Consider the following 19,714-nt stretch of genomic DNA (forward strand, 5'->3'; position numbering starts at 1 on the left):
CTCTCTGACTTCAACTATACCGATAACTGATAGCTGCATTTTTACGCATATCATCTAATAACAAGTTGCTTTGTATCATAATCTTTTGTTGGTACATTTTCTGTTTGATTGCTTCTATACCCGCTACATTACTCTTGATATCACACAACATCATCAACTTTGCAGTGCCATTTTCTCTCAATTCTACTATTTCATTCACACTTGTTTTACTAAATAAAATCTGTAAATCAGGATTTAAATCTCGCATTTTTATTTCAAATTCTTTTGCGTTTGGCAGCTTAAAATTATCTGCCAATTTATCAAAATTTAAACAACTGACCTTTTGCTCCTTGAGATTATCTAATAAACTTTCTGAACCTTCAACCACAATCTGTTTTAATTTTAAAGTGCTTTCCAGCAGTGCATGATTAAGTTGTACTTTATCTATTACTTTTATAACGGAGTAACCTTCACTGAAACTGAATGGACCTGCTATGTCGCTGGTTTCTAATCCTTCTAAAACGCTCTTGAGTTTTCCTTTTAGCTGACTTAAATTAACTGTTGCTTTACGCATCTTTATTGGAGATTCTGGGTTATCACTGTTGCGTAATTTTTTTACTAAATCTTCAGCTATACCATAAACGTCCTTGTCTTTTTGATCAGGAATTATAAACTCTTGGAACGTGATAAGATAATCCGGCTTTTCTGTTTGCCTTTTTACATCATCTACTTCTTTATCGCTTATATTAATAAATGGCACAATTCTTACTTCAATAATTTTGCTCCACAGTAACTGACATTTTATTTGTTTTCTTAAAATACCAAGATCTATATTATGCTTCTCTATGTATTGATCAACTTCATTAGCCTTAAGTTTAAAACTTTGGGTTAAAAATAACATAATAGCATTATCTAACTCCTCGTTGCTCAATTTTATATTCAGCCTCTGTGCTTCATTGATAATGATAATTTCGTCTATTAGCTCCCTAAGCACTTGAGGCTTTGCTTCTTTTTGATTAACACTTTGAGTGCCAAACAATGAATTTATAAAGTTGATGCGTTTTTCGATATCTAAATTTGAAATTGGTTCACCATTTACATCTGCAACAATTTCAATCTCGGTTGCAAGCAACCTAAGTGGCAACACTATCAACAGTAAAATTAGTATTTTATACATACAAGTAAAGTTAATAACCAATTCTATAATAAATACTGAGTCAATGCTAGCCAACTTTTTAATAGTGATCTCAGTGACAATGGAAATAAAAACCATTGCAACAAAATCAGGTACGCTGGTAAATAGGCTAAAAACATGCTAATATAGCGAATTTAAACCGTGCTAAAAACAGTATACGGAAGGAGAGGGATTCGAACCCTCGATACGACTTTTGGGTCGTATAACGGTTTAGCAAACCGCCGCCTTCAGCCGCTCGGCCACCCTTCCAAATTTAGAACCTAAAGATTATATAATACCAAGACCTCTACCACCTGTCTAATGCTTTTAATTGCAATATTTGTATCTGTTCAGATGCATGGCTAATGCTGAAACAAAAATTCCAGTGCTCCCTTTCTTGTCATCCCAGTGCCCAGACACTGGGATCCAGGATTTTGATTAGCACTAAGTTGGTGAGCATATAAGTGTTATGTTAAAATATAACGTTTTTACGGAAAGTCTGGATCCCAGTGTCACGCACTGGAATGACATCGTTTACTATGTGCCATATTGCAATGTTCGTACAGTTGTGCGCGGTATAGATTCCGCTAACAAGTAGCGGAATGACGAATTTGTTGTTTTTCAAATTGTGGGCAAACCTAAGCCACTTTAGCTATAAATCAATAAAAACTAATTTCTGCTTTTTTCAATGATTTTCTTTGCTTCTTCCACACCAACCCATTCTCCAACTGCTACCGTTTTTCCCTTTTCCAGATCTTTATAATGAGAAAAGAAATGAGTAATTTTATCTAGTAGGCTTTTAGATAAGTCAGAATAGTCCTTTATATTGTCATAATAGCTATCAACACTGGAAACAGGCACTGCTAATATTTTCTCATCTTCTCCTTTTTCATCTTTAGTGAGTAATGCGCCTATTGGACGCACCGATATTAAAACACTAGATGCTAAGGGAAATTGAGTTAGCACCAAAACATCCACAGGATCACCATCACCTGCGCAGGTATTTGGTACAAACCCATAATTGCAAGGATAAGTCATTGAGGTAGATAAAAATCTGTCAACTTGTAACAACCTAAACTCTTTATTAAATTCATACTTTACAGGCTCAGCATTCGCACTTATTTCAATTACCACATTCACCGCATTTGGTCCTGCTGTTATTTTACTTAAATCCATAAATTACCTCTTAACTTAAGAATAAGCATTATACAATATATGCTTTTAAGTTGCTACATTTATGTAATTCTAAACTTATTTTGCACGGGCTGTCCTAAATTTTCATTCGTCATCTTATTGACTGTTGAAAGTGGTGGTTCCTGTGATAATTGAAATAAAGCATATACTATTACGATAGTAAGCACTTCAGCAATTACTAGATTAGCAAAATTATCCTGTGGTAGGACACCTTTTATTGGATTAAATAATTTTTGCTCCATAAAGAAATAATCAGCAACATATAACCCAACAGATAATACAAACATACCTAAAATAAGTTTACAGACTGTGTTTTTATGGTCTTTTTCTTTTTTCTTGCTGGTGATAGGATTTGGCCTACATTCATTCTCTTCTTGCAGCACTGAGTAGTATATATTATCAGGGCTCGTTATTAATTATTCAAATTCATCACTATTTTGGTTTTTTAACAGTTGCTCTAGGGTGTTTTTTGTATTTATAGGATATATTAATCCATCCATTTTCAATGCTTTCTCTTGCCGATCCACATTCTCATGGTCGATTGTATATTTATCTCTACTTGATAATCCGATCATGTGTAGTTTGCCAGCTAAGAACATTATATAGCTCTCTATTAACTGATTCTCACATATCTCTAATACTTCTCTTTTTACTGTTTTGTTAGATGACGAAAGTTCTTTATAGTGACCACCCAAAGAAAAGAACAATGCTATATCTTTATCTGCTTTTATGTCATGAATGGAATAATAGCTGCTGATAACGCACTTATTTAATGCAAATTCTCTGTCATATTTGTTTAATGTATTTCCTTCACTTAGTAACTTTCTAAGACCAATGAGTACTTTATTTTCAAAATCTTCTTCTGTTTTAAATATTGGTTCTCTCTTTGGATTTGCTAAGATGTTAAGTAAATCTAATTTTCTTCCATCTACTACTTCATTTATATATTCATTTAACTCAGATCCTTTAATAACTTCATATATTTTATCTATGACATCTTTAGTATTCAGGTTATTGTTTTCACTTAGAATTTGATAAGCTTGAGCATAAATTAAAAATAGCCCTTGTAGACTAAATTTTAAGTTAAAATATTTATCTAATGGTTCCTCTTTTTTTCTAATGAATTCAGACAAACCAAAATGATTTCTGTGATCCATAAAACGACCTAAGTCAGCATGTTGAAAGCTACCTAAAAAAATAAATAACGTCTCTAATAAATTACCCTTACCAACAATTTTTATTAGTTCTTCAATTTCTTTTATCATTGCTGAAACCTATAATGTTCTACTTTATAGTATAAGGGATACATGGCAAAATAGCAATAAATGTTATTAGACTTCTTGCATAACCCAAACTAAGTAGAAAAAGGTATAGCTATACCGCCGCGGCACTAACAAGAGATCCCGCTAACACGCAGCGGGATACTATCTACACCGTCATACCGCGATTCATTGGCGGTATCTCTCAACATAGATCCCGCTAACACGTAGCGGGATGACGAGACTTATCTTTATGCTGCCACGAACCGTCATACCGCCGCGGTATCTCTTAGCCGCTAACAAGTAGCGAAATGACAACAATCCTACGTCATACCGCCGCGGCGCTAACAAGAGATCCCGCTAGCGGGATGACGGTTGTCGTTTAGCTACAAACATTAAGAAATTTACCAAACGAAAAAAAAGGCAAAAGAAGCCCCGTGGTTGGCTAATTACTTACATTATACTTTCAAGTATGGCGTTTTTTTATTCTAAACACTTAATAACCGCGATTTAGCTGCTTTTAAGCCGCAACTAATCTAAATTATAAACGTTAAGAAATTTACTAAACAGAAAAAAAGGCAAAAGAAACCCTAGGGTAGCTAGTTATTCACTATCCATTTTTTAAGTTGGCGTTTTTTAATGTTTTAAATGCTTTATAAGCGTATTTCAGCTTGTGTAGGTAAAAACCCAGAAATTTGATAAAGACATAGAGTGCACATAGTGCAAAAAATTAAACATGAGACGCCAGATACGTGAGTTTTTTTGTCATTTAATCTGTACAGAGAAGATAAATAAATAGCTTCAGTTTCATGATAAGGGGGCTGGCGGAGTTTGTCAAGCAAGTTTTTTCGTTTCTGTTATATGGTTATGCAAGAAGTCTATTGTATGTTTACACTCTGCATTAAAGCTTTTAGTTAAGAGCATATCCATCCACCGCCGATAACTTGCTCATCTTTATACGCTACACAGGCTTGACCTGGACTGATGCCAAAGTAATCGTCGTTTAAAATGACACAGGCTTTATTTTTTTCGTCAGTTGAATGTATTGTTGCTAAACTTCCCACATGTGATGATCTCAGCTTCACAGTTACTTCCATACCTTCCTTTGGTTGTTCTAACCAATTTAACTCCTTGATCAATATTTTTTTTTGCATTAATACGTTGATCGGACCTACTATAACCTCATTATTTTCTGTATTAATTTTTATCACATAAAGAGGTTCATTGTGTGCGATACCCAAGCCCTTTCTTTGCCCCACTGTAAAATTTACTATGCCACTGTGCTCGCCTAGCACTTTTCCATTAACATCCACTATTTTACCTTTCTGTACAGATTGTGGAGCTAATTTAGCTATTGTTTTACTATAGCTTTCGGAAACAAAGCATATATCTTGACTGTCCTGCTTTTCAGAAATTTGTAAGCTGAAATACTTTGCTAATTTTCTTATATCACTTTTATAGAACCCACCTAGTGGAAATCGCAAAAGCTTCAATTGCTCTTGAGTTGTAGCAAACAAAAAATAACTTTGATCTTTACTTTTATCAATGCTTCTGCACAACTTTACCTCACCATTTTTTTCTAACCTTCTCACGTAATGTCCTGTTACGAGCACATCCGCACCAAGATTTTTTGTAACTTGCAATAGATCACGAAATTTTACCGTTTGGTTACATCTCACGCATGGTATGGGAGTTTCCCCACGCATATAGGTACTCGCAAAATCCTCTATTACTTCCTTTTTGAATATTTCCTCATAGTTTAAAATATAGTGAGGAAAGCCAACACTTTCAGCTACACGCTTAGCGTCATAAATATCCTGTCCAGCGCAGCATGCGCCCTTTCTTGCGTTAGCATTACCGTCGGTGCCATAGAGTTGAAGAGTCACACCTACCACTTTGTACCCAAGGTTATGTAGCAGTGCTGCAGCAACGGAGCTATCAACTCCCCCGGACATTGCAACAACAGCCTTGGTCTGGTGCGGAGCTTTATCTTTTAGCAGAGGTTCTATTTCAAATTCTTTTAGCATAATCGCCTTAATTTATAAACACAAACTTGGTGTCATGCAAGTAGCTGACACTGGAATCTAGTTTCTATTACACAATTTCATCGAAACAGCATACTTGTTTATAGTCAATTTTTCTGGATCCCAGTGTTGGCTACTTGGATGACATCTTTATGCTTGAGGTAAAATTTGCTATAAAATTCGATGAACTACCTTTAAAAATAATTTAATCCTGCTTAAATAAAACATGGCCAAAATAATCCATGTTTTCAAGCACTTTTCCGCTACCCAGAGCAACACAACAAAGTGGGTCATCTGCAACACGAACCGGTAATTTTGTTGTTTCACTGATAACTTTACCTAGATTACGTAATAATCCACCACCACCGGATAAAACTATTCCTCTATCGACTATATCAGAAGAAAGTTCAGGTGGAGTGCTCTCCAGCGCAGTCTTAATAGCAGAAATTATCTGATGTACAGGCTCTATTAAACTCTCTGCAACTTGGTATTCTGATAAAAGCATTTCTTTTGGCATGCCACTCACTAAATCCCTGCCCTTAATTATCATTCCCTCTTTGTTATTTTCACCTGGCAGACTGGCTGAACCTATGCTTTTCTTAATTTTCTCAGCGGTTGTTTCACCGATTAATAATTTATGATTTTCACGAATATATGACTTTATTGCCTCATCCATAATATCGCCACCTACTCTGGCAGAACGTGAATAAACAATTCCGCCTAAAGAAATAATTGCAACTTCAGTTGTACCGCCTCCTATATCAACAATCATAGAACCCTCAGGTTCAGTAACCGGGAGCCCAGCTCCGATTGCTGCAGCCATTGGTTCTTCAATTAAAAATACTTCATTTGCACCAGCACTTTCTGCTGCATCTTGTATAGCACGCCTTTCAACTGGCGTGGATCCAGATGGAACGCATATGATAATATTAGGTTTATTAACAGTGAATTTTGTGTTTGCACTGCGTATGAAATATTTTAGCATTTCTTCCGCACTTTTAAAATCAGCAATAACTCCATCCTTTAAGGGCCTTATCGCCTCTATTTCTCCAGGCGTTTTCCCAAGCATCATTTTAGCTTTTTTACCAAAAGCATAAGGAACGTAACTTCCTTTTTCTTTTATTCTTGCTACAACTGAAGGCTCATCAAGCACTATTCCCTGATTTTTCTGATAAACTAAAGTGTTTGCAGTACCAAGGTCTATAGCAATATCGCTAGCAAACAAACCTTTGAAAGTAAAAAGGCTATAAAACTTTCCGGTTAATTTTCGAACAAAATTCATACATAACTCAAGAAAACCATTTATTAAGACAAATTATACTTTTCAGATAAGTAGTAAGTAACACACTCAACGTCTAAACCCTTACCTGTTACTTTTTTTAGCAGTTCCAGGCCACACTTTGCACTGTATATATTTTGAGATAACCAACTGATAAGTAAACTAAAATCTCCTTTTATTATAGCACTTAATGATTCGTAATGATTCTTTTTAACGCAAGAGAAAATCTGCACAGCAGCAATTAAAGCAATAATTTTTATAGGAAAGTAGCCCATAACACCGCTTGCCCAATATTCATCTTGAAAATAAGTGTTTAGCTCATTTTCAGCTTTTACTGGAATTTTATAGTGCTTCATACCTTCCAGCCACGCATCATGCAGGTCTTTGACTTCCAATGTACCATTTATTATATCTTGTTCTAACCTAGTTCTCAACATAATATGAGCTAACAGACTAAATTCATCTGCATTTTTTAAAAAAGAAGAAAGGTTTATTTCATTGAAAATCAAGTACAAATTTTCAACACTGCTAACTTTCTCGTTAGTTTTGCCTTTTATAGCAAATTTCTCTTTTATGTGTGGTTGAATAAACTCAATAAATTCTCTGGATGTTCCAATCATCCTTTCCATGAATAACCCTTGAGTTTCATACATAACATGTCTCGTAATTGGACTACTTATAGAATTTTGCGCTAAACATTTTTGATAAATTGCATAACCACTATGCCGTAAAAGTGAAAATAAACCATAACAAAAATCAGATTCATCATAATCTATAGGGTAGTAATAAGAAGTACGAATCTCATTTAGTGCAATACCCATTTGCTGTAAACATAATGAGCCAAGTTCAATCTGTTTCTGAGTAGCAACTTTTTGTATATTAGTAACCTTATCCTTTTTCTGCTTTTCAATTATTTTATCTACATTTTCGCTAAAAAATTTGCCTACCTTGGGGAATACTTCCCTTATATTCTTTTCTGTGATATCAGAGTCATAGTCAGCAAGCAGTGAGTCGTATTTTGAGCATTTTAATTGCTGCGATTTTATAGAAGCTACTTCGCGAATGAGTGTGATTAAATCAGTAAAACGTTCTTTTAGTTTTTCTAAGTTACTGGTTTCAGAATGAGATAGCTTCCATAAATTTTGGCATTCAACCTTAGCTTTGGATAAAGACTTTACTAAATCAATAGGAACAGCACTGTTGCTTTTATGTATTCTCTCTATTAACTTTAGCTGCTGAGTATTTGCACTTTTTTTGTTACCAAGAGCATCTGCTAATGATTCCTTTATTGCGTCATGAGAGATAATTTCATGTCTGATTTCTTCTAGAAGACTCATTTGTTCAACTTTGTCCTCTATATTCAATTGGCTTTGGTTTAGTACTTTTAGCGTATTTTCGATATTCTTTACCCTATATAATACTTCCTCTAAAAACTTATAAGATTGCATATTTGTTCATTATTTTAGAAAACATCTGTTTAATACCGTAATAGATTAATAATAAAGTTAAAAGTATATTTGCTTAAAGTACAATAAAAAATTGTACTTTTTATTCTTTTATTGGATTTTTCTACTCAGAGTCCAGCATATTATAGGAAAATTAATTGTAAGGTTGTAGAAAAAGTATTTAGTATTTTATTTCTCTTGACTATATTACAATATGGAGAGATATTAGCTACTGAAATTAAAGTTACGCACTATTTAAAATTTATGGAGGTTTAGTAATGTGGAGTAGACTGGTTATAATGTGCTGTTTTTGTTTATTACTTACTGGTGTAAGTTCTTGCCCAAAAAAAGGAGCAAATACAACAAATAAAATAAATTCTGTTGTTAAGCAGATAGGTGATAAAAGAGTTTTCTTTGGTTATGATGAATCTAGTATTGCTGAAGTAAGTGCAGATGCATTACTTGACGTAATGGAGGTGTTACAAGATAACCCTGACGCGAAGGTTACTTTAACTGGTCACACTGACAACCGTGGTTCTCATGAATATAATCTTGCGCTAGGCGCTAGAAGGGCTGATGCAGCTAAAAAATTTATGGTTAGTTGTACACCCTACATAGAAAACAGAATAAAAACTGCTTCTAAAGGTGAAACTGAGCCTTTGGTTAATGTAAAAGATGATTCTAGAAATTCTAAATATGAAAAAGAGCATGCTAAAAATCGTAGAGTGGAATTTTCATTTTCTGGAATAAAGAAATAGTTTCTTGCATTAAAACCTGGATCCCAGTGTCAAACACTGGGATGACATAAAGAAAGGGCACTGGGGTAGACAAAAAAGGACAAACTTGTCATATTTCGTTGCTTGTTAGCGGGATCTATATATACCACAAATAAGTCGCGGTATGACGTAAGAGATCTGACCTGTCTGGCCATCAAGAGACATAATGGAATTAGAGTTATTATTTCAAAATGTGGTTAATAGTTTTGCTTTCTATAACAATCAAGTTGCAGTTGCAGTATCAGGTGGTGTAGATAGTATAGTCTTACTGCACTTAATGACTAACTGGGCAAAAAAAAACAAGCTTTCACTTCCTATAGCATTAACAGTAAATCATGGATTACGTCCAGAGTCTCAAAAAGAAGCTGATTTTGTTGTAAGTTATGCAAAGGAACTTGGAGCAAAGGAATCGTTCATATTAAATTGGGAGAAGCAAAATATTAAAGGCAATATTCAGTTACAGGCACGAAAAGCACGGTATAAGTTACTAGCAGAGTGGTGTAAAAATAATAATGTTAAATATTTACTTGTTGCTCATCACAAAGATGATCAAGCAGAAACGTTCTTGTTAAGATTAGAGCGAGGTAGTGGCGTAGATGGATTATCATCAATGGACTACAAGTCTTTCCTAAATGGTATTTATATATTTAGGCCATTGTTAAATTTTAGTCGTAGTGAAATAGAAAAGTACGCTAAGCTTCATCGGTTAAAATGGATCGAAGATAGAAGCAATCATGACTTAAAATACAGACGAACTTTATACCGTAACTTACTTAAAGCAAGTGATAATCAAGAGATTTTAACAGAGCGAATATGCCTCACAGCCCTTCATATGAAAAGAGCTGCAAAAGCGTTGATGCACTACACACGCCTTGCGTTTAATGACTGCGTTAATGTGCATGATCTTGGTTATATTGAAATTAAACTAAGTGAATTTTATCAATTGCCAGAGGAAATAGCCTTGAGGCTTCTTCTTTACTCTATAATGGCAATTGCCAGTAAACATTATAAACCAAGGTACAGCAGCCTCATTGCAATATTTAATAGAATATTGCAAAAGGATAGTAATGTTAACTGTACACTTTCTGGGTGTAAAATAAGAAAGTATGGAGAAAATATCTTAATAATTAGAGAATCGTCAAGGATACAAGAAATTACCGTAAACCTACCTTTAAATGAACCTACCCAATGGGATAACAGATTTAGCTGCACAATACTCGGAAATCAAGGGTGTTCAGTTATCATCGCTCCATTAAAAAAAACACAAAAAGTTCCTGAATTTCTGAAGGATTACAACTGCTGCCCTGAAGTTTTCTACTCTTTGCCTACAGTACAAAAAGATAGCAAGGTGCTTGCTTATCCTGATGTAAATTATAACGGAAAAAATACCAATGACGATAAGGTTCAATGCATTATTAATAGCACGATAAAACAAAATTTGGTAAGCTTGATTAGTATTTAGTTAGAAATAGAAATGAAAAAATTTTTAGAAGGCTTATTGATCTGGTTAGTAATTATTGTTCTTATTTCAGTTGCTTATATTCAATTCAGCGGAAATGTAGGTAAAAGTAAAACAATTATACCTTTTTCGGAATTTTTAACTAGACTAGAAGACAATGATGTAGAAAATATTGTCATAAAAAACCAGAGCATTGAAGGCAAGTTCAGGGACGGTTCAAGTTTCAATTCAAGCGGTGTCATATATAGCGACCTAATAAAAAATTTACATGATAGAAAAGTGAGATTCTCCTTTTCAACTGGAGATTCTGCCATGAACGTAATTGGTGGATTACTTATCTCATGGGTCCCAACATTTATCTTTATTGGCTTTTTGCTATTCTTTCTTAAACAAACACAAGCGGGAGGCAACAGAACTATAAGCTTTGGCAAGTCAAGGGCTAGACTCATGACTAGTGGAAAAAAAGTAACATTTGATGATGTTGCTGGAATTGATGAAGCAAAAGAAGAGCTAGTAGAGATCGTTGATTTCCTTAAACAAAGGCAAAAATTTCAAATATTAGGTGGAAAAATACCAAAAGGGTGCCTTTTAATTGGCTCTCCTGGAACTGGTAAAACTTTACTTGCTCGTGCAATTGCAGGAGAAGCTAATGTGCCATTCTTTAGCATTTCTGGATCTGATTTTGTTGAAATGTTTGTTGGTGTTGGTGCGAGCCGTGTTCGTGATATGTTTGATCAAGGCAAGAAAAATGCTCCTTGTATAATTTTTATAGATGAGATAGATGCGGTGGGTAGACATCGTGGCATTGGTCTTGGTGGCGGCAATGATGAAAGAGAACAAACATTAAATCAGTTATTAGTTGAGATGGATGGCTTTGAGTCTAATGAAGGTGTAATAATAATTGCTGCGACTAACCGTCCGGATGTCTTAGATCCAGCACTGCTTAGACCTGGTCGTTTTGACCGACAGATTACTATTTCTTTACCCGATATAAATGGGCGTGAAAAGATATTAAATACTCATATAAAGAAAATATCAATAGCACCAGATGTAAACGTGAAAACAGTTGCAAGAGGAACACCAGGTTTTTCAGGGGCTGATCTAGCAAATTTGGTGAATGAATCTGCACTTATCGCTGCAAGAAGAAACAAGAAAATTGTTACCATGGATGATTTTGAATATGCACGTGATAAAGTAATGATGGGCGTAGAAAGACGATCCCTAATTATGACAGAAGAGGAAAAGAGACTGACTGCATACCATGAAGCTGGTCATGCGATAATTGCGGTTAATATGCCTGCTTCTGATCCTATACACAAGGCAACAATCATTCCAAGAGGTATGGCCTTAGGTTTAGTTATGAGACTACCGGAAACAGATAGAGTGTCCCACACAAGAGAAAAGCTGATAGCAGATATAACTGTTGCCATGGGTGGCAGGGCAGCAGAAGAGTTAATTTTTGGCTACGATAAAGTTACAAGTGGCGCGTCTTCTGATATACGACAAGCATCTAACATAGCACGTGCTATGGTAAAAAAATGTGGAATGAATGATGAGATAGGGCTAGTGTATCACAATCGTGAGCAGCAAGATCCACAACATCCTCATATGACATCTGAAGATACGCTAAAGCTCATAGATGAAGAAGTGAAAAAAATCATATCTTCTTGCTATGAAAAAGCAAAAGACATTTTGACCAAGCATAAGAAAGGCTTAGAGCTTATTGCTGAAAATCTACTGGAGTTTGAAACTTTAACAGGAGATGAAATAAAGGATATACTAAACGGAAAAAAAATTGTTAGAGAAGAAAATGAGAAGAATGAGAAAGTAAAAAAATCCTCTCTCTATGAGAGTTGACCTCATCTTAAAAATGCTAATCAGCTAACGCTGCAATAAAACATTCAGAATTGTAACTGTCAATATAAATTGTATTAAAATATTCATAATATTGCATTTTCATCACAATAATGCTATCATTCAGTTAGTATTAATGTTTAATGAGGTGTGAGTAATGATTGATATAGCTTCTATTGGTGTAAGTACAGTTATTGATCAGAATTATAGAAGAAAAGCACAATTATGTTTATCAGGATTATTTGTAACTGTGTCAATAGCAACTGTTACCTGGTTTATTTTCCCTGCGTCACAAAATGTATTAGCTCCGTTTTTACTTCCGGCTATGTTCTTGCTCTTCACTTTATCGATGGGTTATTACATGTTCATATTTAGTTGTGAAGAAAAATCTTTGGTAAAGAATGTTCTTGGTATGGTTGAACCGGCTGAATCGGTAAAGAGAGTGCATTGCCAAGAAAATATTAAGTCCTTATTAGCAGAAGTGAGAAGTACTACGAAAGATAGGTTTCGTAACGTGCTTGTTAATCTTTGTTTTGAAGATCGTAGTAAAGCACACAAACTTGCATTATATGTGAAAGAAATTGACGATATTGTGTCTTCAATAAAAAATAAAGACCTCTTAGACCATTTTGATCAATTTTTTACTATTACTGAAGTAAGCAATAAAAAAAATAGAAGTGAATTAATGAACCTCGCAAGGGCATATAAGATGATAAGTGAAGAAGATCCAGACAAAATACAGGATTTTTTAGCTACTCAAACAAAAAGTTATTCATATGAAATAATGTTACCTGAAATTGATAATTTTCTATCACAAGCTAGGTGATTTTATCAATAATTTCATTGTGTACGTGATTATCATTTTTTGTTTCAATTCCAGTGATAACACTGCACCTAACGGTCTCTTTTATGGCTATTTCCTGAAATCCTTTTCTGACCTTATTGTAAAAATTAACATCCATTTCTTCATATTTATTCTTGTCTTTTGCTCTATTTAACCCAACTTTAACATCAATATCTAGAATGAATGTAATATCTGGATATTTAATTTCCACTAGCTTATGTAAGTCCCTTATTAGCCCTAAGTCAACTCCAAACCCATATCCTTGATATGCAATAGTTGAATCAATAAACCGATCACAAATCACTATTTTTCCTTCTGCAAGAGCTGGTAATATTAATTTTTTCATATGTTCGCGCCTCATCGAGATAAGTAGCAAGAGTTCAGAAATAGAATCAATATTATTCGTTAACAATACTCCTCTTACCTTCTCTGCAAAGTTAGTGCCACCTGGCTCTCGAGTCAATACCACATTATTTTCGCCGCGAATTTGCTTAAAATGATTTGCAAGTAGCTTAGATTGTGTTGTTTTACCAGAGCCGTCTATTCCTTCGAAAGTTATGAACATAAGTTTTATAATTATAATACTAAAAAAGAATATGCAAACAGTATACATAAAAACCGTTTGACATTTAAATAATAAGACCGTAAATTACATGTGGTATAATAATAGTCTATGGTTGCTCTGAATACTCCTAAAGTCGATTTTAGTTTTACTGCAAAAGATTTTAATCTTTTGGGAGTAGACAATAAATATTATGCATTAAGTGACTGTTGTGGAAAAAATGGTCTTATTATAATGTTTATATGCAATCACTGTCCTTACGTTCAGTCAATTATTAGCAATCTGGTAAGCGATGTTGATCAATTGAAAAAAGATTATCAGGTAAACACCATTGCAATAATGCCAAATGATGTAAATGAATATCCAGAAGATTCCTTTGAAAATATGATTAATTTTGCCAAGGAAAATAAGTTTATATTTCCATATTTAATTGATAGTACACAGAAAATAGCTAAAGAATACGGGGCTGTTTGCACTCCTGACTTTTTCGGCTTTAATTCCAATTTAAACCTTTGCTATCGTGGACGTTTTAACGACACAAAAAAAGAAAAGGTTCAAAGCTATGAAGTAGGAAGTAGTGACTTATTTCAAGCTATGAAATTTATTGCAGAAACTGGTAATTCTCCAATTGACCAAAAATCAAGTATTGGCTGCTCAATTAAATGGTCTAATTCTACAGGTTAAATATCATGCACAGTGGCTCTCAGCATTTGTTTGATATTATAATTTTGCTTTCTGCTGCTGTGTTTATAGTCATAGCATTTTGGAAAATGAATATTAGTCCAGTGCTTGGTTACTTCGTTGCAGGTGCAGTTATTGGTTCTCACGGATTTAATCTGATACACTCAGCTGAAGCAATGGATAATCTTGCAGAATTTGGTGTAGTTTTTCTATTATTCATTATAGGCCTTGAATTGACATTTGAACGCCTGATCGCTATGCGTATTCATGTATTTGGGTTCGGTTCTCTTCAAGTTATAGTTACCATGGTAGCAATATGGTGCATCGCTCTTGCTTTCGGAGTGAATACGAATATAGCAACAGTTATTGGTGGTGGGCTTGCGCTATCCTCAACAGCAATAGTGTTGCAGGTTCTGCAAGAAAAAGGTTCTCAAGCAAGTCAGGTTGGTAGGTTGTCGATAGCAGTGCTATTAATGCAAGATTTTGCAGTGGTACCATTAATAGTATTGGTACCTTTACTTACTGGCAATTCTGAGCACAGCCTGATAAGCTCATTGGCAGGTTCATTGGTGCAAGCAGCTATTGCATTAGTGCTGATATTTATAACTGGTAGATTATTGCTTAGACCTTTATTTTCGGTTATTGCTAAAATGGAAAGTAATGAGATCTTTATATCAACAACGCTTTTAATAGTATTAGGAGCAGCATTTATTACTGAGCAATTCCATTTATCGTTAGCATTAGGTGCATTTGTTGCTGGATTGTTAGTTGCAGAAACAGAATATAGACACTCAGTAGAACACGCAGTATTGCCATTTAAAGATTTGTTTCTTGGCTTATTTTTCATGACTGTTGGTATGTCCATCAATACCGAACTTTTACTCAATAAGTTACCACTAATTACTTTATTATCGATTATCCTTATCGTTTTAAAAACATCTATTATATATATATTGTGTAGATTTTTTGGGTTTAAGAGTGCACCTGCTATACAAGCTGGGTTACTGCTTTCACAAGGCGGTGAATTTGCGTTTATTTTGTTTCGCTTAGCAGATGAGCTAAATGTGCTACCAAGTGAAATCGCTCAAGTACTTATGATGGTAACTACAGTAACCATGGCTTTCACTCCTCTTTTATCGGGGCTTGGAGATTGGGTAGCAAACTCATTTAGCACTGAGAAAACAATATTAGATGATGAAGCTGTTGAAACAGATACACAAGATCTTTATAACCATGTGATAGTTGCTGGATTTGGTAGAGTGGGATATATGGTAACAAAAATGCTTACGGCAGAGCATTTAAGTTACGTTGTTGTAGATATTCAATCGAAAATAGTCAAAGAAGGAAAAAGTGATAGTTTTCCTATATATCTTGGAGATGTTACAAGATGTGAAATTTTAAAATCGGTAGGAATAGAAAGAGCTCAAGCTCTCGTTATTTCAATAAAGAATGAAGTTACTATAAAAAAAGTTGTTTCTTTAGTTGCAGCAAATTTTCCGCATGTAAATATTGTAATACGCTTACCAGATCTGAGTAATGTGGAGGTTTATAGAGATCTAGGAGCTAGTAAAATTATTCCTGAAACATCTGAGATAGGATTGCAGCTAGGTGGAGCTGCACTGAGCCTTAGTGGTATTAGCGAAAGTGGAGTTACGTCTTTAAAAAGTAGATTCAGAAAAGGCAATTACAGTATGTTAAAAGACCTTGGTAGTGATAAAGATGAATAACTACTTCTCTAATTTTATGTACAGAAAGCTTCAAGCTTTATTGAGGTTTTGCCTATAGTAAATTACGCACATAATCAACCAAATTAAGGAAAGTGCAAACCAAGTGATTGCATATTCCAAATGCTTCATTGGCTGTATAGCTACTTTGCTGCCAAAATTGTTCGGCCACAATACACACTTCTCTAGCTTAATACCTAACTCATTGGAAATTTCTTCTGTACTCAGGGTAAACCATGTATTCGAAGCAGTATCGTTCTTGATAAACCAATTTTTACTTTTATTGCTATCGCAATATAAAATTCCATCTGCAACTACTTTTTCAATTTTTACTTTTTTCTCCTTTTTTTCTCCGACTATTCCTTTATTCACCAACATGTAACGTCCAGTGGTGAGCAACATAGGAGACAGCACGTGATAGCCGTGTTGCCCTGCAAAAACATATAGTTCTATGTCACTTAGAATCCCATCAATCTTGACATGCCTATAGTTAAATTTTTCAAGGTCGTTATTGGGCAACAGATGAACAACAGGAAGACTCATATTTTTGATAATATTATTCTTCCAGTTCAATCTGAATACTTGCCATAATCCTAATAAAAAAAGGAGCAAGCAAGGTACAATTAAAATAAATACTATTTTTTTTAACACTCTATATTTGTGTTCTTAAATAGTTTTCAACACCCATTAGTTCAATAAGGTCAATCTGTTTTTCAATCCAATGGAAGTGCTCTTCTTCATTTTTTAACATCTCTTCTAATAACATTACACTAACAAAATCTTTTTCTTTCTCAGCGATAGAAATCGTTTCTTTGATATCCTTAATACCTTTTCCCTCTAATTTCAAATTAGCTTCTAAGATTTTCCGTATTGTGTCTTTTGTAAACTTTCCATCATGCTTTGATATTTCGTTTGTATCCTGAAAATTTGGAACTCCTTTGAATAACAAAATTCTTTCTGCCAACTTGTTTGCATGTTCAAGTTCTTCGTTAAGCTCATTTTTTACCTTTTCTGCAAATCTATTAATTCCATTGTTTTTGAGAATCGCAAAATGCAAAAGATACTGGCGTACAGAAGTTAGCTCATTGGTCAATAATTTGTTCAAATGTTTTACTATCTCTTCATTCATAATCTTCCCTTAGTTCAATTCATCAGCATAATTTATATGATAACGATAGTTATAGCAACTCATTTAATATTTCCTTTGATAACAACCGTATTAAATAGCATGTCGTGGTATGTCTGTTTTTTCTTAGAGAAGCAAGCAACTAGATACCAGCAAAGAGTGAGCAGCACCTTTAATATAGTGAGTAGCACTATTAATATATCGAAAGCGTTTATTAACACGTCCTGTTCTTGGAAAAGCTCGATGAGGATAACTATTATGTTATATAATAGAGAAAGAAAAAACTGAGAAATGCTTCTATCAAATGCTAAACTCAAATCTATTTTAGAACCGTCCAAGCTTATGGTATGTATGTTCATTAATTGCTGACCAGGAGTTGCTTGGGCTTTTGAAGATATAAAATATGTGAAGTAACTGCAATCTATACACATAGATGAAATTAACGGAAAATTCTTTAACAATAGTCTGATTAATAAGTTTGGAATTAATAAAATTGCTCTATCTATCAAATATGCGCAAAAGCGTCTTATTATACTGGCAATCTCTGTAACAGTGGTCATTACCTATCTTCTAAATACTTTATTATAAAATCTGTAAGTTTATCAAAATGTTGAAAACATAACAAATCTTCATAACCGCTTATTGATTGACCGTATATAATAGGTAAACAATTGGCATTTTGTGCACACAGAACATCTGTGATGCTATCACCAACGAAAAACACATTTTCTCTATTTATAGGCAACGTACTCTCTTCTAGTGCAAATAGCAGTGGGGTTGCAGATGGTTTATCTTCTGCAGTATCGCATGACCCAACCACTCTTTCAAAGTAGGAATCTAGTTTAAAATAGGCAACTTCTTTACGTAAATTAGTATTTTTCTTATTACTTACTATTGCTAGATAAATATTGTGGCTTTTCAGTGTCTGCAACATTTTCTCTACTCCTTGATTCAAAGCAATGTTTTGCAATAGTGCATCATCTAAATATTGTTGATATATCTGATTCGCTTTTTTCCACTGATCGCCAAATAAATTGACCATATAGCTCTTTCTCGACTCATGGGAATTTCTATCAGCAGCTTTATTACTATACCCCATTGAGTTTATGGTATGCTTAATAGCATTAAAAATATTATCTTGAGTGTCAACTAAGGTATTATCCCAATCGAATATTACTGCTAATGAGCTATCTTTCATCTCTTATATAATTATACATTTTAACTTAATAAGTAAATAGCATTTTAATGAAAAAGATATAAATAGGACGCCCTTGATAAACACTTTTTACCACAAGTTATGTTAACTGTTTTTTATATAATTAGCTAATATACTGATTATATGATATGTTTTAATAGGTAACAGGTATGGCCCAGACATCTAAAGAAAGTGTTGAAAAAAAGTTTAAAGATGTTTTTGAACGTTCTCCAGGTGCTTTTCCAGAAGGTACCTCATTAGAAAAGAAGGTTAATTATATCGCAAAAGGAACAGAGGCTCTAAAAGCTGTGAAAAGTAAGGAGCTTGAGAACAAAATGAAAAACGTTGCAGAATTGAGTCAGAAATTTGAAAGTCAAAAAGGACGTGCAGATGAAAAAGTACGTCAAGATTTTGAAAGAATTGCTGAGCTTGACCAACAATATAAAGGGAAGGGCATCTTCACAAGTGAAAAAGTTGCAGAGCCAAAAAGTGACAAAAAACTCCAAGACACTCCGAGAAAAACTACAACAGCAGTTAAAGACCTTGAACATAATACACAAAAAAAGACTACTGAAGCTTCTGTGCAAACAGCATCAGAGCACGATTCACAAACCGTTAATCCCTCAGTAAGCAAGAGTTCTGTAAAAGAGAAGCTCAACACTGAGCCGGACAAAAAAGATAACACGCCTCAACCACAAGAAAATCAAAAAGAAGAAGGGTTTTTGAGTCTTCTGAAGCGCTTTGTTAAGAAAATATTAGAAAAATTTTTAGGTGAAGGTGAAAAGGATGTAGAGAATGCTCGTGGCATGAAAGAAGATGCTCAAAGAGATACGTCAAATAACGAAGAGCAACAAAAGAGTAAGCAGCTTGATGAAATTTTAAAGGACAAAAGTGTAAGCGAGGGTTTGAAGCAGGCAACAAAGCTTGAAAACCCGGCAATAACGCCTGTTAATACTCCTAAAGTGAATGAAGTAAACACGGGTCGTGAAAGGTGATCCGCTTTCAAGCTTCATTATACCGCCACAAACCGTCATACCGCCGCGGTATCTCATCCGCTAACAAGTAGCGGGATGACGATTGTCAGGGTGTCATCCCAGTGTCCCTATGATGTCATCCCAGTGCCCTGACTACTTGGATCT

At 34.4% G+C, this 19,714-nt stretch carries 19 protein-coding genes and 1 tRNA gene; 7 read left to right on the forward strand and 13 right to left on the reverse strand.

Annotated elements, in window-relative coordinates; translation table 11 throughout:
- Positions 1–10: 10 nt before the first annotated feature.
- The 8 genes from ACQH2O_RS02185 to ACQH2O_RS02220 all read right to left on the reverse strand — a co-directional run bounded on the left by ACQH2O_RS02185 (position 11) and on the right by ACQH2O_RS02220 (position 8,357).
- A complete protein-coding gene (locus ACQH2O_RS02185) occupies positions 11–1,156 on the reverse strand; it encodes a SurA N-terminal domain-containing protein (protein WP_095742874.1) in 1,146 nt (381 codons plus the stop codon).
- 176 nt (positions 1,157–1,332) lie between these two features.
- Positions 1,333–1,423, reverse strand: a tRNA-Ser gene (locus ACQH2O_RS02190).
- Between the two features lie 399 nt (positions 1,424–1,822).
- Positions 1,823–2,329 carry an inorganic diphosphatase gene (gene ppa, locus ACQH2O_RS02195; protein WP_010082061.1) on the reverse strand — a complete coding sequence of 169 codons (507 nt, stop codon included), beginning with the start codon at positions 2,327–2,329 and terminating at the stop codon, positions 1,823–1,825.
- Between the two features lie 59 nt (positions 2,330–2,388).
- Complete coding sequence (locus ACQH2O_RS02200; protein ID WP_425385258.1) at positions 2,389–2,634, reverse strand: hypothetical protein; 246 nt, start codon at positions 2,632–2,634, stop codon at positions 2,389–2,391.
- 129 nt (positions 2,635–2,763) lie between these two features.
- Positions 2,764–3,612: a WD1261 family protein gene (locus tag ACQH2O_RS02205; RefSeq protein WP_425385259.1), complete on the reverse strand. Its 849-nt coding sequence runs from the start codon at positions 3,610–3,612 to the stop codon at positions 2,764–2,766.
- Positions 3,613–4,520: 908 nt separating this feature from the next.
- Positions 4,521–5,633 carry a tRNA 2-thiouridine(34) synthase MnmA gene (gene mnmA / locus ACQH2O_RS02210; protein ID WP_038199627.1) on the reverse strand — a complete coding sequence of 371 codons (1,113 nt, stop codon included), beginning with the start codon at positions 5,631–5,633 and terminating at the stop codon, positions 4,521–4,523.
- Between the two features lie 202 nt (positions 5,634–5,835).
- Positions 5,836–6,912, reverse strand: coding sequence for a rod shape-determining protein (locus ACQH2O_RS02215; protein WP_007548791.1), 1,077 nt, complete (start codon positions 6,910–6,912; stop codon positions 5,836–5,838).
- 23 nt (positions 6,913–6,935) lie between these two features.
- Positions 6,936–8,357 carry a carboxypeptidase gene (locus tag ACQH2O_RS02220; RefSeq protein ID WP_010963135.1) on the reverse strand — a complete coding sequence of 474 codons (1,422 nt, stop codon included), beginning with the start codon at positions 8,355–8,357 and terminating at the stop codon, positions 6,936–6,938.
- 275 nt (positions 8,358–8,632) lie between these two features.
- Here ACQH2O_RS02220 and ACQH2O_RS02225 point away from each other — a divergent pair, with 275 nt between their 5' ends.
- From ACQH2O_RS02225 to ACQH2O_RS02240, 4 genes are all read left to right on the forward strand, one after another.
- On the forward strand, positions 8,633–9,112 hold the full coding sequence (locus ACQH2O_RS02225) for an OmpA family protein (protein ID WP_010081889.1): 480 nt from the start codon (positions 8,633–8,635) through the stop codon (positions 9,110–9,112).
- 184 nt (positions 9,113–9,296) lie between these two features.
- Entirely contained in the window at positions 9,297–10,592 is a 1,296-nt protein-coding gene (gene tilS / locus ACQH2O_RS02230; protein WP_208571594.1) for a tRNA lysidine(34) synthetase TilS, read from the forward strand.
- 12 nt (positions 10,593–10,604) lie between these two features.
- Positions 10,605–12,446 carry an ATP-dependent zinc metalloprotease FtsH gene (ftsH, locus tag ACQH2O_RS02235; protein ID WP_209473305.1) on the forward strand — a complete coding sequence of 614 codons (1,842 nt, stop codon included), beginning with the start codon at positions 10,605–10,607 and terminating at the stop codon, positions 12,444–12,446.
- Positions 12,447–12,600: 154 nt separating this feature from the next.
- Positions 12,601–13,269, forward strand: a complete 669-nt coding sequence (locus ACQH2O_RS02240) for a hypothetical protein (RefSeq protein WP_010081999.1) — start codon at positions 12,601–12,603, stop codon at positions 13,267–13,269.
- Here ACQH2O_RS02240 and tmk read toward each other — a convergent pair.
- Positions 13,262–13,852, reverse strand: a complete 591-nt coding sequence (gene tmk / locus ACQH2O_RS02245; RefSeq protein WP_425385260.1) for a dTMP kinase — start codon at positions 13,850–13,852, stop codon at positions 13,262–13,264. The genes ACQH2O_RS02240 and tmk overlap by 8 nt on opposite strands.
- A 108-nt stretch (positions 13,853–13,960) precedes the next feature.
- Here tmk and ACQH2O_RS02250 point away from each other — a divergent pair, with 108 nt between their 5' ends.
- Positions 13,961–14,533: a thioredoxin family protein gene (locus tag ACQH2O_RS02250; protein ID WP_010081997.1), complete on the forward strand. Its 573-nt coding sequence runs from the start codon at positions 13,961–13,963 to the stop codon at positions 14,531–14,533.
- Positions 14,534–14,538: 5 nt separating this feature from the next.
- The gene (locus tag ACQH2O_RS02255) at positions 14,539–16,257 is read left to right on the forward strand and encodes a monovalent cation:proton antiporter-2 (CPA2) family protein (protein ID WP_425385261.1); all 1,719 of its coding nucleotides are present in this window, start codon (positions 14,539–14,541) and stop codon (positions 16,255–16,257) included.
- 30 nt (positions 16,258–16,287) lie between these two features.
- Here the strand turns inward: ACQH2O_RS02255 and ACQH2O_RS02260 are convergent, their stop codons facing one another.
- Genes ACQH2O_RS02260 through ACQH2O_RS02275 form a run of 4 tightly spaced genes read right to left on the reverse strand, consistent with a single transcriptional unit; the run spans position 16,288 to position 18,578 of the window.
- Positions 16,288–16,905: an SURF1 family protein gene (locus ACQH2O_RS02260; RefSeq protein WP_070357010.1), complete on the reverse strand. Its 618-nt coding sequence runs from the start codon at positions 16,903–16,905 to the stop codon at positions 16,288–16,290.
- A gap of 1 nt (position 16,906) precedes the next feature.
- Positions 16,907–17,383 carry a bacterioferritin gene (gene bfr, locus ACQH2O_RS02265; RefSeq protein WP_010081932.1) on the reverse strand — a complete coding sequence of 159 codons (477 nt, stop codon included), beginning with the start codon at positions 17,381–17,383 and terminating at the stop codon, positions 16,907–16,909.
- Positions 17,384–17,442: 59 nt separating this feature from the next.
- A complete protein-coding gene (locus ACQH2O_RS02270; protein WP_425385262.1) occupies positions 17,443–17,940 on the reverse strand; it encodes an RDD family protein in 498 nt (165 codons plus the stop codon).
- Positions 17,940–18,578 (reverse strand): HAD family hydrolase, encoded by a 639-nt coding sequence (locus tag ACQH2O_RS02275; RefSeq protein WP_425385263.1) that lies wholly within the window; start codon positions 18,576–18,578, stop codon positions 17,940–17,942. Before ACQH2O_RS02275 ends, ACQH2O_RS02270 begins: the two co-directional genes overlap by 1 nt.
- 167 nt (positions 18,579–18,745) lie before the next feature.
- Between ACQH2O_RS02275 and ACQH2O_RS02280 the strand changes: the two genes are divergently transcribed.
- On the forward strand, positions 18,746–19,570 hold the full coding sequence (locus tag ACQH2O_RS02280) for a hypothetical protein (RefSeq protein ID WP_022626161.1): 825 nt from the start codon (positions 18,746–18,748) through the stop codon (positions 19,568–19,570).
- The last annotated feature ends 144 nt before the right edge of the window (positions 19,571–19,714 follow it).

The organism is Wolbachia endosymbiont (group B) of Schoenobius gigantella, from assembly GCF_964031005.1.
Lineage (GTDB): Bacteria > Pseudomonadota > Alphaproteobacteria > Rickettsiales > Anaplasmataceae > Wolbachia > Wolbachia pipientis.

Coding starts and splice junctions, on each gene's coding strand:
- ACQH2O_RS02185 (WP_095742874.1), bottom strand. CDS start 1,156: ATGTATAAAATACTAATTTTACTGTTGATAGTGTTGCCACTTAGGTTG.
- ppa (WP_010082061.1), bottom strand. CDS start 2,329: ATGGATTTAAGTAAAATAACAGCAGGACCAAATGCGGTGAATGTGGTA.
- ACQH2O_RS02200 (WP_425385258.1), bottom strand. CDS start 2,634: ATGTTTGTATTATCTGTTGGGTTATATGTTGCTGATTATTTCTTTATG.
- ACQH2O_RS02205 (WP_425385259.1), bottom strand. CDS start 3,612: ATGATAAAAGAAATTGAAGAACTAATAAAAATTGTTGGTAAGGGTAAT.
- mnmA (WP_038199627.1), bottom strand. CDS start 5,633: ATGCTAAAAGAATTTGAAATAGAACCTCTGCTAAAAGATAAAGCTCCG.
- ACQH2O_RS02215 (WP_007548791.1), bottom strand. CDS start 6,912: ATGAATTTTGTTCGAAAATTAACCGGAAAGTTTTATAGCCTTTTTACT.
- ACQH2O_RS02220 (WP_010963135.1), bottom strand. CDS start 8,357: ATGCAATCTTATAAGTTTTTAGAGGAAGTATTATATAGGGTAAAGAAT.
- ACQH2O_RS02225 (WP_010081889.1), top strand. CDS start 8,633: ATGTGGAGTAGACTGGTTATAATGTGCTGTTTTTGTTTATTACTTACT.
- tilS (WP_208571594.1), top strand. CDS start 9,297: ATGGAATTAGAGTTATTATTTCAAAATGTGGTTAATAGTTTTGCTTTC.
- ftsH (WP_209473305.1), top strand. CDS start 10,605: ATGAAAAAATTTTTAGAAGGCTTATTGATCTGGTTAGTAATTATTGTT.
- ACQH2O_RS02240 (WP_010081999.1), top strand. CDS start 12,601: ATGATTGATATAGCTTCTATTGGTGTAAGTACAGTTATTGATCAGAAT.
- tmk (WP_425385260.1), bottom strand. CDS start 13,852: ATGTTCATAACTTTCGAAGGAATAGACGGCTCTGGTAAAACAACACAA.
- ACQH2O_RS02250 (WP_010081997.1), top strand. CDS start 13,961: ATGGTTGCTCTGAATACTCCTAAAGTCGATTTTAGTTTTACTGCAAAA.
- ACQH2O_RS02255 (WP_425385261.1), top strand. CDS start 14,539: ATGCACAGTGGCTCTCAGCATTTGTTTGATATTATAATTTTGCTTTCT.
- bfr (WP_010081932.1), bottom strand. CDS start 17,383: ATGAATGAAGAGATAGTAAAACATTTGAACAAATTATTGACCAATGAG.
- ACQH2O_RS02270 (WP_425385262.1), bottom strand. CDS start 17,940: ATGACCACTGTTACAGAGATTGCCAGTATAATAAGACGCTTTTGCGCA.
- ACQH2O_RS02275 (WP_425385263.1), bottom strand. CDS start 18,578: ATGAAAGATAGCTCATTAGCAGTAATATTCGATTGGGATAATACCTTA.
- ACQH2O_RS02280 (WP_022626161.1), top strand. CDS start 18,746: ATGGCCCAGACATCTAAAGAAAGTGTTGAAAAAAAGTTTAAAGATGTT.